Origin of the sequence: Streptomyces sp. WZ-12 (assembly GCF_028898845.1) — a bacterium.
Lineage (GTDB): Bacteria > Actinomycetota > Actinomycetes > Streptomycetales > Streptomycetaceae > Streptomyces.
In genome coordinates, this window is the sequence record NZ_CP118574.1 from 72,327 (window position 1) to 86,810 (window position 14,484).

14 protein-coding genes are annotated in these 14,484 nt (G+C 70.6%); 8 read left to right on the forward strand and 6 right to left on the reverse strand.

All coding sequences use genetic code 11. The features are described from left to right. The first annotated feature begins 18 nt into the window (after positions 1-18). From PV796_RS00225 to PV796_RS00235, 3 genes are all read left to right on the forward strand, one after another. Positions 19-1,461: an ABC transporter permease gene (locus tag PV796_RS00225; RefSeq protein WP_274910639.1), complete on the forward strand. Its 1,443-nt coding sequence runs from the start codon at positions 19-21 to the stop codon at positions 1,459-1,461. A gap of 1 nt (position 1,462) precedes the next feature. After that, the gene (locus PV796_RS00230) at positions 1,463-2,140 is read left to right on the forward strand and encodes an ABC transporter ATP-binding protein (protein WP_274910640.1); all 678 of its coding nucleotides are present in this window, start codon (positions 1,463-1,465) and stop codon (positions 2,138-2,140) included. Between the two features lie 375 nt (positions 2,141-2,515). Further along, positions 2,516-4,630 (forward strand): alpha/beta fold hydrolase, encoded by a 2,115-nt coding sequence (locus PV796_RS00235; RefSeq protein WP_274910641.1) that lies wholly within the window; start codon positions 2,516-2,518, stop codon positions 4,628-4,630. A gap of 75 nt (positions 4,631-4,705) precedes the next feature. Here PV796_RS00235 and PV796_RS00240 read toward each other — a convergent pair whose 3' ends face one another. After that, entirely contained in the window at positions 4,706-5,302 is a 597-nt protein-coding gene (locus PV796_RS00240) for a cysteine hydrolase family protein (protein ID WP_274910642.1), read from the reverse strand. A 34-nt stretch (positions 5,303-5,336) separates the two neighbouring features. On the opposite strand from PV796_RS00240, the gene PV796_RS00245 reads away from it, so the two are divergent. From PV796_RS00245 to PV796_RS42185, 3 genes are all read left to right on the forward strand, one after another. Further along, positions 5,337-6,368: a GlxA family transcriptional regulator gene (locus tag PV796_RS00245; RefSeq protein ID WP_446750541.1), complete on the forward strand. Its 1,032-nt coding sequence runs from the start codon at positions 5,337-5,339 to the stop codon at positions 6,366-6,368. A gap of 85 nt (positions 6,369-6,453) precedes the next feature. Then, positions 6,454-6,672: a hypothetical protein gene (locus tag PV796_RS42180; protein WP_446750542.1), complete on the forward strand. Its 219-nt coding sequence runs from the start codon at positions 6,454-6,456 to the stop codon at positions 6,670-6,672. Next, the gene (locus tag PV796_RS42185; protein ID WP_446750543.1) at positions 6,673-6,879 is read left to right on the forward strand and encodes a hypothetical protein; all 207 of its coding nucleotides are present in this window, start codon (positions 6,673-6,675) and stop codon (positions 6,877-6,879) included. Here the strand turns inward: PV796_RS42185 and PV796_RS00255 are convergent. Together PV796_RS00255 and PV796_RS00260 are read right to left on the reverse strand one after the other, a co-directional pair. Then, on the reverse strand, positions 6,869-7,393 hold the full coding sequence (locus tag PV796_RS00255; RefSeq protein WP_274910644.1) for a hypothetical protein: 525 nt from the start codon (positions 7,391-7,393) through the stop codon (positions 6,869-6,871). The genes PV796_RS42185 and PV796_RS00255 overlap by 11 nt on opposite strands. A gap of 185 nt (positions 7,394-7,578) precedes the next feature. After that, positions 7,579-8,178, reverse strand: coding sequence for a DUF4328 domain-containing protein (locus PV796_RS00260; protein ID WP_274910646.1), 600 nt, complete (start codon positions 8,176-8,178; stop codon positions 7,579-7,581). 393 nt (positions 8,179-8,571) lie between these two features. Between PV796_RS00260 and PV796_RS00265 the strand changes: the two genes are divergently transcribed. Continuing rightward, on the forward strand, positions 8,572-9,543 hold the full coding sequence (locus tag PV796_RS00265; RefSeq protein WP_274910647.1) for a GNAT family N-acetyltransferase: 972 nt from the start codon (positions 8,572-8,574) through the stop codon (positions 9,541-9,543). Here PV796_RS00265 and PV796_RS00270 read toward each other — a convergent pair. Next, positions 9,456-10,985: an MBL fold metallo-hydrolase gene (locus PV796_RS00270; protein ID WP_274910648.1), complete on the reverse strand. Its 1,530-nt coding sequence runs from the start codon at positions 10,983-10,985 to the stop codon at positions 9,456-9,458. The two genes, PV796_RS00265 and PV796_RS00270, sit on opposite strands and share 88 nt — an antisense overlap. A gap of 77 nt (positions 10,986-11,062) precedes the next feature. Here PV796_RS00270 and PV796_RS00275 point away from each other — a divergent pair, with 77 nt between their 5' ends. Further along, positions 11,063-11,701, forward strand: a complete 639-nt coding sequence (locus PV796_RS00275) for a TetR/AcrR family transcriptional regulator (protein ID WP_274910650.1) — start codon at positions 11,063-11,065, stop codon at positions 11,699-11,701. Between the two features lie 388 nt (positions 11,702-12,089). Here PV796_RS00275 and PV796_RS00280 read toward each other — a convergent pair whose 3' ends face one another. Together PV796_RS00280 and PV796_RS00285 are read right to left on the reverse strand one after the other, a co-directional pair. Next, positions 12,090-12,731, reverse strand: a complete 642-nt coding sequence (locus PV796_RS00280) for a GOLPH3/VPS74 family protein (RefSeq protein ID WP_274910651.1) — start codon at positions 12,729-12,731, stop codon at positions 12,090-12,092. Between the two features lie 132 nt (positions 12,732-12,863). After that, positions 12,864-14,363 carry a carboxylesterase/lipase family protein gene (locus tag PV796_RS00285; protein WP_274910652.1) on the reverse strand — a complete coding sequence of 500 codons (1,500 nt, stop codon included), beginning with the start codon at positions 14,361-14,363 and terminating at the stop codon, positions 12,864-12,866. Positions 14,364-14,484 lie beyond the last annotated feature (121 nt).

Here is a 14,484-nt window from a genome sequence, read left to right on the forward strand (position 1 = left end):
CTTCCTAGCGTTGCGCTCATGAATCTCTTCAAACGGGCGTGGTGGCGGCTCACCGGCCATCTGGGCAAGACCGCGATGCTGGTCGGCTTGTTCTTCGTGATCTGCACCCTGGTGTTGTCCGGGTTTCTGATCCAGTCGGCGGCGGCCCGCGCGGCCGACCGCGCCAAGGAGAGCGTGGGGGCCGTGGCCACCATGCAGCTCGACGTGAACGCCCTGATCAATTCGGGCAAGAACAACGGCACGAATCCCCAGGGGCAGCAGGGCGGAACGATCGGTTCCAACGGCGATCTGCGCCGTTCGCTGGTCGAGAAGATCTGCGCATCACCCGTGGTCAGCCAGTGCAACTACACGACGGACGGCGGCGCTTTCGCCACCAAGTCCACCAAGCTGTACCAGCCGGTTCCGCCGCCCCGCGGCCAGGACTCGGTCGGCACCGACCTGTTCAAGGTGGACGGCATACGTGACCTCAATGCGGTGGGCGCCTTCCGCAATGGCGACGCCAAGTTGGTGGCCGGGCACGGAATCGGGCCGCACAGCAAGCGCGACGAGATCGTCATCGAGGAACGCCTCGCCAAGGAGAACGGGCTCAAGGTCGGCGATACGGCGAAACTCAAGGTGGGTGAACTGCCGGCAGCGGGGCAGCAGGCCGACGAACGGGAATACGCGTTCAAGGTCATCGGCATCTACCGGAGCGATATCGCCGACACCGGCACCTATGTGCCGGCGATGATGGATCCCGCCAACCAGATCTACGCCACGACGGATGGCGCGAGCACGCTTCTCGGCAAGGGCACGGGAAAGGACGGCGTCCTCAAGCAGGCGACCTTCACCCTCAATGATCCCAAGGACCTGGACCGGCTCAAGAAGGACGCCAAGGCCGCGGGTGCCGACCTGGAGATCTTCCCGCTGTCGATCAACGACAAGCAGTACCGGACCCTCGTCGGGCCCATCACCAAGACCGCCGCCTTCGCCACGGTCACGGTGTGGTTGGTCGCGGTCGCCGGCACCATCATCCTCGCCCTGATCGTCGCCTCCAACTTGCGTGAGCGCCGCGGGGAGTTGGGGATCCTGCTCTCGCTCGGCGAGAAGAAGCCCAGGCTGCTCGGCCAACACCTCGTCGAGGTGGTCGCCTGCGCGGTGCTCGCGATCGGCCTCGCCGGCGTGTGCAGCCAGTTCCTCTCCCAGACCATCGGCGACCGGCTCCTCGCCAGCGAGGTCTCGTCCGCCAACCAGGCGGCCGCGAACGAGGCCAACCAGCCCGACCCCAGCGACCCCACCGGCACGGCCAAGAAGGACCAACCCGACGCCAAGCCCATCGACTCCATCGACGTCCGACTCAGTCCCGTCGACATCGCCAAGGTCGGCGCGACCGGCCTCGGCATCGCGGCCCTGGCCACCTGCGTCCCGGGCGCCCGCATCCTGCGCCTGAACCCGCGCGACATCCTCACGAAGGGCGACTGACGTGACCACCCCCACCCTCGAACTCACCGGCGTCACCCGCGCCTACAGCAACGGCACCCGCCGCCGCACCGTCCTCGCCTCCGTCTCGTACGCCTTCGACGCGGGCCGCATGTACGCGATCGTGGGCCCCTCGGGCTCCGGCAAGACCACCCTGTTGTCCCTGGCCAGCGGCCTGGACTCGCCCACCTCCGGCAGCGTCCGCTTCCGCGGCCGCGACATCGCGGAGCTCGGCCTGGGCACCTACCGCAACCAGCACGCGGCCACGGTGTTCCAATCCCTCAACCTGCTCCCGTACATGAACGCCGTACAGAACATCACCTCCGCCATGGAGATCACCGGGGTGAAGGGGGTACGCAAGCGGCAACGGGCGCACGAACTGCTCGAACTGCTCGGCATCGAGCCGGCCGACCGCACCCGACGCACCCTGCAACTCTCCGGCGGCCAACAGCAGCGCGTCGCCATCGCCCGCGCCCTGGCCTGCGAGGTCGACGTGCTCTTCGCCGACGAGCCGACCGGCAGCCTGGACCACGAGACGGCCGCCGGAATCGTCGAGGTCTTCCGGAAGTTGGCCCACGACGACGGCAAGTGCGTCATCGTGGTGACCCACTCGAAGGAGGTCGCGCACGCCTCCGACGAGATCCTCCAGTTGAAGCGGGGAAAACTGGTGCCACAGGGCTGACCACGTGCCGCGCGCGGTGCGGTCCGTGAACGCGGGTACCTGGCCCCGGCGGAACGCCCGACCGCCGGGGCCACGGCCTCCAGCCACTGCCCCGGCGCTCGCCGGAGGGCCGCCGTAAGCAGCCGGCGTGCGTCCTCGCGCCCTCGGCGTCACCCAACCGTCCCTGGCTGACGGCCACTTCGGGCGGGCGGGGGCCGTTCGACGCAACCGGGAGGGCGCCCGGTAAACATCCCGCGGACCTCACGACCGGCCGCCGGCCCCCCGTGCGTTGACCTCGCCTCTCCGGGCATACATGAGCCAGCAATACCTGCTCCACCACCGGCACCACGCGCCGTACCCGCTCGTACCGTTCCGAGGCCGCCGCAGAGGATCGCCATGACCGTTGCCGCTGACGCTCCGAGCCGCCGTGCCCGTCCCCGCTCCACGGTCGTCCGCCGGACAGGGCTCCACCAGGGGCTCCTGGCCGTCGCCCTCCTGGCGGCCATGGTGCTCCTCACCGCGGTGATCGCTCCGGCGACGCGTGCCGTGGCCCGCGGGGCAGGAGCCGGGCTCCGGCTCGGTTCGCTCCAGCTCCTCCCGTGCCCGGACGACCCGACCGGCTGGTGCGGAAGCGCCGCACTCCCGCTGGACCGGCGGGCCCCCGACAGTCCGACGATCGACATCGGCTTCGAGTGGGTGCCGGCCACCGCACAGCCCCAGGGCACGGTCGTCGTGGTCGACGGCGGCCCCGGCTGGGCCACGCACCACTCCCGCGAGTCCTACCTGAAGATGCTCGGGCCGCTGCTCGCCACCCGGAACCTGCTGCTGTTCGACCTGCGCGGCACGGGCCGCTCGCAGGCCCTGACCTGCCCCGACCTGGAGCGTTACGCGGACCAGCCGTCCGGGCCCGACTTCGCCCGGACCGTCGGCGCCTGCGGCGACCTGCTCGATCACACCTGGCAGCGCCCCGACGGCAGTTGGCTGCACGCCTCCGAGCTCTTCGGGACCGTCGACGCCACCCAGGACCTCGCCGATGTCCTCACCCGCCTCGGTCTCTCGGACGTCGACCTCTACGGCGACTCCTACGGCAGTTGGTTCGCCCAGGTCTTCGCCGCGCGCCACCCGTCCGTGCTCCGTTCGCTCACGCTGGACGCCACCTACGAAGTCCTCGGCCTGGACCCGTGGTACGCCAGCGGCGCCGCCACCGCCCGCGCCGCCTTCACCACCGTCTGCCGACGTTCACCACAGTGCGCCGCCCACGCCTCCACCGACGCGTGGTCGCTCATCTCCGCCCTGGCGAAGCGCCTGCGCACCGCGCCGCTCACCGGCACCACCACCGGTCTGGACGGCGAACCCATCGCCGTCACGGTCACCGTGACCACCCTCGTCGACCTCGTCAACGACGCGGGTTCCGACCCGGGCATCTACCGCAGCCTGCAAGCCGCGACACGGGCACTGCTCGTCAGGGGCGATGACGCCCCGCTGCTCCGCCTGGCCGAACAGACCACCGCCCACGACGGCACCAACTCCGCGCCCCCCGACTTCTCCAGCGCCCTGTACTTCGCCGCCGCCTGCACCGACTACCCGCAACTGTTCAGCATGGCCAGTCCCGCCGCCGAACGCACCCGCCAACTCCAACGCCGGATCGCCGCCCAGCCCACCGCCACCTTCGCCCCGTTCACGGCCGCCGAGTGGACCACCGTCAACGCCTACACCAACTCCTACGACGGCTGCCTCAACTGGCCCGCCCCACAGCACACCCACACCCCCATCACCACCCGCCCGCCCCTCCTGCCCCGGACCGTGCCGGCCCTCGTCCTCGGCGGCGACCTCGACTCACTCACCCCCGCCGCCGGCGGCCGACACGTCGCCGCCCAACTCGGCCCCTCCGCCCGCTTCGTCACCGTCCCCAACCTCACCCACATCACGGCCATGGCCGACCACACCCGACCGGGTCCGGAAGCCTGCGGTCAGTCGCTCTACCGCCAGTTCGTCCGTACGCCCGCCGCCCTGAGGCATCTCAACACCTCCTGCACCAGGCACACCCCCGCCATCCCCACCCTCGCCGACTATCCCCACCACCTCGCCGACGCCGTCCCCCTCACCCCCACGCCCGGCAACCGCGCCCGCCCACCAGCCCTGCGCCTGGCCGCAGTTGGCACGTCCGCCGTGGGCGACGCGATCGCCCGCAGCAACTACCTCACCCACGGCCACAACACCGGGCTGCGCGGCGGCACCTGGACCGTCACCGGCGCTCCCCAGGCACAGTTCAGCCTCACCGACGTGCGCTGGGTGACCGACGCCACCGTGAGCGGCACCGCCACCTGGGACCACACCAGCGGAGCCGTCACCGCGCACCTGCGCGTCACCTCCGACACCAACACCGACCCCGACGCCGCCCCCGACGTCAGCATGGACGTCACCTGGAACACCCTCGCCCCGCACACCCCTGCGTACGTGACCGGAACGGCCGGGGACGCCCCCCTGCGCGGTGTCCTTCCCGCACCGTGATCGGAGGGCGGCCCGAGGTCGTCCCCTCTCGCGGGGGCTGACTTGCCGGGCCTCTGCCGACCCAAAGGGGCTGGTTCAGCCCAGCGCGGACGTGGACGGGACGACAACGCCGTAGAGGTCGCCGATCGTTGCCAAGGCGCTGTGGTGGAGCTGGTCGGCGGCGACTTCGCCGTCGTGGGCGCCGTGCGGGAGCGGGCGGGTGGCGCAGGCGTCCGCGACGACGGTCGGCCGGTTGCCGCGCAGGAACGCACCCTGCGCGGTGAACGTCACGCACATATGGGTCATGAACCCGGCGATGATGACGTCCTCGTTGCCCGCGGCGTCGACGTGCTCGGCCAGCTCGGTGTCGAGGAAGGCGTTCGGCGCCTTCTTCACCACGACCGGTTCGCCCTCCACGGGCGCCACCTCCGGATGGATCTGTCCGATCTCCGCCCGGATGTCATACGGGGTGCCCTCGCCGCCGTCGTGGATGACGTGGACCACCTTCGCGCCCGCCTGCCTGGCACGGGCCAGTAGATCCGCGGCCCGCTCCAACGCCGCCTGCCAGCCGGCCAGTTCGAGCACGCCACGAGTGTAGGTGTGCTGATAGTCGACCAGGATCACGGTCGCGCCGGCCAACTTCGCCGGGGTCTGATCACATCCGCTGAGCTCTCGCAGAGTCTTGGTTGCCATGCCCCCACGCTATGAACCCTCACCCGTGGCGGCAATGTCAGGTAACTTGCAGATTCCGACATCGTTGGGAGGCCCGGTGCGCACCCGCAATCAGTTCCTCGTCGTCCTGCTCTTCGAGGGGGTCGACCTGCTGGACGTCACCGGCCCGCCGGAGGTCTTCTCGCTGTTGCGACGCGAGACCGACGATGCCGCCGGCTACCGCGTCGCGCTGGCCGCCGAGACCATGGCGCCAGTCACCACCTCGGCCGGCGTCCGGGTGTTGCCAGACATCACCTTCGCGGAAGCCGCCGCGCAGCGCATCGACACCCTGATGGTGCCCGGTTCCGTCGAGGTCGACGCCGATCGCCGCGTCCATGCCCGCACCGAACCGGGCATCGTCCGCTGGGTCGCCACCCTCGCCGCGCAGTCCCGACGCGTCGCCTCCGTCTGCGTCGGCGCGCATCTCCTCGCCGCCGCGGGGCTGTTGGACGGCAGGCGCGCCACCACCCACTGGTCCACCGCCCAGCAACTCGCCGCCGAGCACCCGTCCGTCGCTGTCGACGCCGACCCGATCTTCATCCGCGACGGTCAGGTCTGGACCGGCGCGGGCATCACCGCCTGCCTCGACCTCTCCCTCGCCCTGGTCGCCGAGGACTTCGGCGAGACCACCGCGCTACGCGTCGCCCGCCAACTGGTCATGTACCTCAAACGCCCCAGCGGACAGAGCCAGTTCAGCGTCCCCCTCGAACCCGTCTCCACCACCCGGCGCATGGACGACCTACGACTGCACATCACCCACCACCTCGCCGGGCCGCTCACCGTCCCCGACCTGGCCCGGCAACTCCACCTCAGCGAACGCCAGTTGACCCGTCTGTTCAAGACCGAACTCGGTACCACCCCGGCCGCCTACATCGAAGCGGCCCGCGTCGAAGCCGCCCGCAACCAACTCGAAACCACCGACGACACCCTGGAACGCGTCGCCACCACCTGCGGCTTCAACACCACAGACACCCTCATCCGCGCCTTCCGCCGTACACTCAACACGACGCCCACGGAGTACCGGAGCCGATTCCGGCGCAGCGGCTGAGCCATACCGCCCGAGACCGGCCTTCCCGAACCCCTCGCGGCCCCTCGCCCTACCGTCCGCTTCCGGGCCCGGCATGATGGTCACCGTGCAGCAGAACAAGAACCACCCCGGACGCGCGCGCTACACACTCACCGACGCCCACGGCCATGCCTGGGGCGTCTGCGCCGAGGTGGCGGGATTGTTCGGGCAACCGTGGCGCGAGACGTACGAGCTGTTCGGTTGGGTTCCGGAAGCGGCCGAGGTACGCGGCTGGGTCGGCAGCCGGGTGTGGCTGGTGCCGGAGGACGAGACGCTCGGTCCCTGATTGTTGCAGGACGCCGAGAGCCTCGGACCGCACCCCGGAACGGACGGGTTGGTGCTCACCGGCCTGGACGACTACGAGGGCCCACCCGAGGGGCACCGCGGCCCCGCCCAACTGCACAACCAGCGCCACTGGTTGGGCTCGTGCCGGAAGGCCACGCGGCGGCGCGGTGACTGGCCCCGGCCCGTCATGGGGCCTCTCAGCCCGTGAGCAAAGGGGCGTACGGTTCGCCCTCCGGCGTGAAGATGAGGACGTAGTCCTTTCCGATACCGCGGGCCACCTCCTGCAAGCGGGCCAGGACTTCGCCTTCGGTGGGAAGGGTGAGGCCAAGTGCCGTGGCCGCGCGGTCCCTTCGGGCCGCGAGGTCCGGCATGTCGTCCAGGTACTCGGCCGCGAGCTCGCGGCTTTCCTCCGCCGTGAACGCCTTGCAGTCACGCCACCACGGGGCGACCAACAGGAGCCGCAGGAGTTCGGCGAGGCCGATCGCGACCAGCGCCGCGCCGCCTTCGGAGTCCGCGTACAGGACGGGACGTTCCGCACCGCCTTCACCGCAGAAGAAGAAGGTGCCCCCGGCTCCGTCGCCGGCGAATCCCTCCAGTGCGGCGCCCGAGGCCAGGTGGACCTCCTCGGCATGGTCCCCGCGGTCCAGGTCGAAGCCTCCCGGCCAAGCCAGGAACCGCGCGGCTTCGCCCTGCTCCCGGAGAGCGGTGGTCAATGAACTCATGCGCACAACCCTACGGCTCGTCCCGGAGTGGAGCCGGTCAGCGGACAGTCACAGACGAGCGCGCATTCCGTCACCCGGTTCCGTCAAGCACAGTGCAGCATGACGGAAAGAGACGGCAGGCTGGGACGTTGATGCTGCCTTCAGCACCAACACCCCAGCACTCAAAGGCTTGTTGGCCGCTGCCGTCAGAGCAGCGGGCCCCTCAGGGCCTTCTCGTGCTGCATGCGCGTGAGGCGGCGCACAAAGAGGATGGCGAGGACGGCGGCCGCGATGTCGAGGGCCTCGCTCGCCATGACCCCGGCGACTGCCCCCTTGATTTCCTCCAGCCCTTCGGCTCTGGCATACCGTCGAGAGGCCGCGCGGCTGAAGCACAGGTCCACGATCCACAGCGCCCACCACCAGTTCAACAGCGCCGTGGAACGGGAGTTGGCGCCAGCGCTGGTGTTCCAGGCGTCAATGGCGATCCGGCGGGGGAACCACAGGTTGATCACCGGGACGATCCAGCCCCAGATCGCCCAGGCACGCTGCTTCGCGTGGCCCTCGGGGTCGAAGACCTCGGCATTCACCCTGGTCCGGTGGAACCACACGATGAAGACCACAGCGGTCGCGATCATGGCCGCAATCTGCGCGTACCCGGAGGCCGCATACCAGTCGTCCGCCCGCTCAACCTCTCGCAGAGGAACGGAGGTGACGTCGGCGATGAGCCGGCCGATCAGCCCGTACAGGTGCACGCCCTGCCACAGGGCGAACAGGTCGGTGGCGATGACGAGTCCGAGCAGGGTCATCACGGCCTTGGAGAGCCCGATGGGCGACCGGAGAACGGCCTGCGGGCCAGGCGGCACGGACCAATCAGGCGGCGGTGCCGCAGCAGGCATCATGTGGGACATGGAGGACCCCCGAGTTCTACATCACAGTATTTGCACGCGGAGCGGGCCGCCTCCCTCCGAGACGGCCCGAGCGCGTACGGAACTTATGCGCTCCATACATTGCCTGTCCAATCAAAAAGGGGCAGATACGACCTCGTTTCCCTTTGCGTCCTATCCGGTACACAAGCTCAAGTCGCCTCCCGAGCGCCACGCTTGCGCAAGTGGCCCGCAACGGTCCTGGCCAATGAATGCAGTTGACGGTGATTCCGTGCGCGCCGGGTTCGCTGCGAGTGATTCGCGGGACGATGAAGCATGCGCTCGACTGACTGGCACCTCACCGAAGACATCGACGGCTTTCTCGATCGAGCCGGAGACTTCCTGCTTTCGCGCCCCGCCCTGCACAACACGCCACTGACGACGATCGAGAGACTGCGAACGCGCGGGGTGGACCCCGCATCCGGTGCCGAGGTCGGCGTCTTCTTCGGCCGGTTGGAGACGGGGGGCGAGGTCCACGCCATCCTCTACCGCGCTCCGTCCTACCGCCTGACTCTCACCCACCTCTCCCCTGGTCAGGCCGACGTCCTCGCCGCCCATCTGACCGGCCTCGGCCACTCCCTCTCCGGCGTCACCGCTGACCACGACACCGCTACCGCCTTCGCCGAGGCATGGCAGCGGTACGCAGGCCCGACGCCCGTGCGCAGTTGGCGGGGCCGCCTCTACCGGCTCGGGACGCTCACTCCGCCGCAGCCGTGCCCGGAGGGGCGGGGCCGCGTCGCCGGCGAGCGGGATCACGAGCAACTCATCCGCTGGTGCGGCGAGTTCGTCGCCGACGTCGGAGAGGCCCCCGCCATCGATGCCGACTCCTGGGCCGGCTCCCGCTTCGCCGACAAGCACTTCACGTTCTGGGAGGCCCCGGACGGCACTCCGGTCTCGATGGCGGGTTCGACTTCGATGGTGGGCGGCATGGTCCGGGTGGACCCCGTCTACACCCCCGCCCACCTTCGGGGTCTTGGCTACGCGGGCGCGGTGACGGTCGAGGCCAGCGGAGCCGCGCTGGCGGCGGGCGCGACGGATGTCGTCCTGTTCACGAATCCGGCCAACTCCACCAGCAACGCCCTTTACCAACGCCTCGGATATGTTCCGGTCGCCGACTTCACCGGGTACGACTTCACCCGCGACGACGCACCGGGCGCCAGTCAGGGGGAAGAAAGACCTGCCGGGTCGGCGAGCCAGGTGTCGAGTGGGACCCGGCAGGAGTTGAGGATGCCGGCGACCAGCGTGTAGGTACCGATCAGGGCGAGCAGTTCCAGTAGTTGTGGGGCGGAGTAGCGCGCGGCCAGGGTCTGCCAGGTGGCCGTGGAGAGGCTCCGCTTGTCGCACAGTTCGTCGACGGCTCGCAGGAGGGCGCGGTCCGCTTCGTTCCAGTCGGCTGTGTCCGGCCCGCGGCGGATGCTGGCGATTTCGGGTGCGGTGAGGCCGGCGGTGGCACCGAGATGGGCGTGGTGGTGCCATTCGTAGGTCGAGCCGGTGCGGTGGGCGGTCCGGAGGATGGCCAGTTCCCGTTCGCGCGGCGGCAGGAGTCCCTGGGCGAGTTGGGCGAGCAGGGGTGCGAGGGAGAGCAGCAGGTCGGGGTGGTTGCCGATGGTGGCCAGGACGTTGAGCACCGGGCGACCGGCGAGCGGCCCCGCGTCGTTCGCGAGTGCCTGGGCCGCGGGGCCCTTCAGCCGCCCGGCCAGGGCGGTGATCTCCTCCGCGGGGCGGGGCGCGATGCGCGGGGCGGCGTCGGCGCGTGGGGACGGGACGTAGTGGTCGAGAAGGCCCATCAACTGCTCTTCTTCGGGGGTGCCGTCGCCGTTGAGTTCGCGGTAGATGGCGCCGATGTTGAGCACCAGCCGTTCGGGGTCGGCCCAGTCGGCGAAGCCGTCCAGGTCCATCTCCCGGGCGGCCTGCAGCACGGGCAGGCCCGATCGGTGCGCCCGGATGGCGTGGTCGCGGACCTGCTCCAAGTAGTCGCGGAAGAGGCGGACTTCGGGCTTGCCGACGACCGGGCCGTGCCCGGGGACGATCGCTTCGACGTCCAGGTCGAGGATCAGGTCGCAGGCGCTGATCCAGTTCTCCACCGGTCCGCTGTGGATCACCGGATGGCCGCCGACGAAGAGGATGTCTCCGGCGAACAGCACGGCCGCGTCCGGGACATGGACCAGGACGTCCCCGGTGGTGTGTGCCGGGCCCACCTCGATCAGCCGGACGGTTCGTCGACCGACCGTCACTTCCGCTTCCCCGCTGAAGGTCCGGGTCGGCAGCGTCGGCGTGATGCCGGTGAAGTCGAAGGTCTGGCGCATCTCCTCGACGATCCCCGGCAGTCGGATCGCGCCCGGCGCGGCGAACAGCGCGTGGAAGCGGTCGCGGCGCATGGCGGTTGCGGCGGCCTCGGAGGCGACGATCGTGGCGTCGGGGAGCAGTTGGTTGCCCCACCAGTGGTCGCCGTCGCTGTGGCTGTTGACCAGTGTTCCGATCGTCAGCCGGGGAAGTGCCTGGGCTATCTCGTCGAGCATGGCGCGAGTCTGCGGAACGGTGAACAACGTGTCGACCAACAGTCCTTCGTCGCCGTCGGCCACCAGTCCGGCGTTGCTCCAGCCCCAGGAGCCGTTGGGTTGCAGGTAGGCGTAGGTCTCGGCGGCGATGTGGTGCAGTCCGGGAGCGTAGGGAACGCGGGGAACGTCCATTGCTCGACCTCCTCAGTATGTGTACTTGAGTACCAAGCTATATTCACGTCCATGTTGGATTCAAGTACACTTACGGGGTGACGTCGACAACACCGCAGGACGCGGGCGCACCGCAGGACCGTCGCGAACGACGCCGCAGCGCGACGCGGGAGAGGCTGCTGACCGCGGCCCTGGAGCTGTTCGCCGCGCAGGGGTATGCGGCCACCACCTACGAGCACATCGCCGAACGCGCGGACGTGGGCCGCCAGACCGCGTTCAACCACTTCCGCCGCAAGGAGGACTTCGTGACCGCCTGGGTCCGTGGGCGGCACGAGCAGTTGGACCGGCAGGACGAAGCGGACGCGAGCACCGCGGGGAAAACCGCCGTCGAGGCGCTGGCGGACGAGCTGCGCGCGCTGGCCGAACTCAACGAGCGGGACTACGCGTTGGCCAAGGAGCTGCACGACGGCGGGGTGCTGCACACCGCCTTCGGCCACGGCACCACCACTCCCCCCGCGATCGGCTCCGCCGTCACCCGCGGCCAACGGCGCGGCGAGATCCGCCGCGACCTCGACGCCGCGGCCCTCGCCGACATGATCTTCGACGGGTATGTGACCGCGCTGAGCCGCTGGCTGCGCAGCGACGGCGCCTTCCCGCTCGCCGAGGCTCTGTTGGCCAGGCTCACCGTCCTCGCCACCGGCTTCACCACCCCCGCCGGCCGGAACGCAACCGCCTGATCACCGGCCGTCGCCCCACCTGCCCACCTGCCGCCCCGCACCGCCGCCGGGCGCTCCCCGGCGGCGGGAGCGGCGGCGGGCGGGCGCCTGCGCATCAGCCGCGTGGGCGTCAGCGGTTCACCCACAGCAACGGCCTCACGGTGCGTCATCTACGGTGCGGGGCGGCGGTGTTGGCGGTCGCGGCGGACCATCCCCTCGCGCAGGCCCCGCTCCCGGTCTCCGCGGCCAGCCGGGGCTCGCCGCCCGGCCGCTCGCGCCGGGGATGCACCGAGACATCCTGGCGCTGACGCGTCCACGGTGCGCGAGGGTCCGGTCATCGCCGCCTGTCTGGGCGGAGTGCGGGAGGCGATACGCCGGTAGGGGACGTGGCCTTCGCCCTCCCCCGGTGTCAGTTGCCGCGCCAGATGTTGTCGAAGGCGGCCTGCTCGATGGCGCGGCGTTGACGCAGGGCCTCCAGTTCCATCAGCGCGCCGTGGACCGCGGCGAGCACGGTGTCCACGCCGTTGTCGTCCACGCTCGGTGAGTTGGACGCGTCCGGGGCGTGCTGGTCGCCCTCCCCCGCCTCCCCGTCACCGGCGATCCCGACGGCCGTCGCGAGGGCGGCGAGGACCGGCTCGCCCGAGGCCAGGCGGTTCTCCGCCGCGCGTCGGTCCGGTGAATCGGCGAGCACGACGTGATCGGCCCGGAGGTGGATGCCGCGGCGGCGCTCCTGACGCAACAGTCCTTCCGCTTCCAGGCTCGCACGGTAGGCCGCGTACAGGCCGTCGCCCCTGCGCCACAGCCAGTCACTGATCGTCTCGTACGGTGTCTGGCGCACCAGTGCCGCTGCCGCCTGGTCCAGCAACGGATCGTCGATGGCGGGGCGGTAGCCAGGGACGATGCGTTCGCCGTCGACGGTCAGTGCCCCGGCGGCGAGGAGGTCGATCAACTCACCGCCCGCGAGGGCGAGCGAGAGGTTACCTTGGGGCATGGAGCGACTGGAGACCGCGTCCGCGGAGACGATCATCAGGTCCCGTGATGCACTACTCATCCGGTTCTCTCCCAGGTGTAGGGGCGAGGGCCCCTGCATTCCAGCACACCAGTCGCCTCCCGATCGCGCGCGCCGAGGGGATGGGCGGGGCGGCCGTCCGCTCCAGCCGGTGAACCGCGGCCGCGGCGGCCCCTACGAGAAGAGGGTGAAGGGGGTCGGGGGGTGGTTCTCCCAGATGTGGTGGGAGTCCTGTTCGGGGTAGCGGGCGGTCGTGGAGGTGGCGTCCAGGACGCGGGTGAGCTGGTGGTCCGGGCGGTAGGCGGCCCACCCGGGGTCGCCGGTGGTGGCGAAGCGGATCCAGGCCCGGTGGAGTTCCCGTGATGCCGCGCGGGCCTCGGGGGTGGGCGGGTCGCCGAGGAGTTCCCGGCCGTTGGGACTGTCCAGCGTGTCGAACGCCAGGGGCACGTCGAGGCTGTGACAGGCGCCGAACAGGCCGCCCAACGCCGGTGCGGTCAGGCACAGTTCGAAGAGGAACGAGGTGCCGCCGGCCGCGGCGTTGGCCCGGGCCAGGTGCAGGGACGGCATCCGGAAGAGGGCGTCGGAGTAGACGGTTTCCAGGAGTTCGCTGGGGGTGGCGTGCGGGGCGGCGGCGCGGTAGGCGTCCGGTCCGTGCGGTGCCGGGGCGAACAGGTCCAGTGCGGTGCGGGCCTCCTCGTCGGTGAACCCGTCCACTCGTCCGCTCATCGCGCTGAACAGCCGGAATTCGTCGCGGGTATGGCCGACGAGGAGTTCGGCTCCTGGGGCGCGGCCGGTGGCCAGGGCGGTCCAGGGCGCCTCGGTGAGGACGTCGCCGTCGATGACGGGGCAGGTGGCGACGCCGATGCGGGAGAGCCGGCCCCAGCGTTCGTGGTGGGCGGGGAGGTCGGTGCCGAGGGAGGTGACGGCCTCGGCCAGGCAGTGGGGCGCGAGGGCGGAGAGGGCGGCGGCGGTGGGCGCCGCGCCGAGGCGGCCGGCCAGTTCGGCAGCGACCTCTTCGGCCAGTGCGCGGGTGCAGAGGTTGCCCGGAACGGAGTGGGTGACGGCCCGTCGGAACAGGCCGCGGGCGGATGCCACCGTCAGCAGGGCGGCGATCGAGCCGGCTCCGGCGGACTGTCCGGCGACGGTGACGTGGTCGGGGTTGCCTCCGAAGGAGGCGATATTGCGCCGGACCCACTCCAGCGCCGCGATCTGGTCGAGGAGGCCACGGTTGGGCGGCGCCCCTTCGAGGAGGGCGAAACCCTCCGCGCCGGTACGGTAGTTGAGGCTCACGACGACGAGTCCGGCGCCGCTGAGCGCCGTCGGGTCGTACATGGGATCGCCGGAGGTGCCGGCGAGGTAGCCGCCGCCGTGGATCCACACCAACACCGGTAGCCCGGCGGCGCCGAGGTCAGGGGTGCGGACGTTGAGCGTCAGCCAGTCCGACCCCGGGTCCTCCCCCACCTCCGCACGGACCGGCCCGGCCTGCGGTACCGGCGGCCCGAACTCCGTTGCCTGGCGCGCTCCTTCCCAGTGGGGAACGCGCACGGGCGCCGCGAACCGGAGTGCGCCGACGGGTGGTTGGGCGTAGGGGATGCCGCGGAAGACCGCGTGCCCTTGATTCCAACGGCCCTGCACCAGGCCCTCGGCGGTCCGCGCCCTTGGTCGTTCGGACATGTGGCTTCCTTCCTGAGGAGGCCCCTAGCGTTCTCGGTCGGCCGTATTATGTCAAGCGTATGAAAAAGGCGGAAGGGCGGAAACCCGTGTGGGGGTGGGGCCGTGGCCCCACCCCCACACA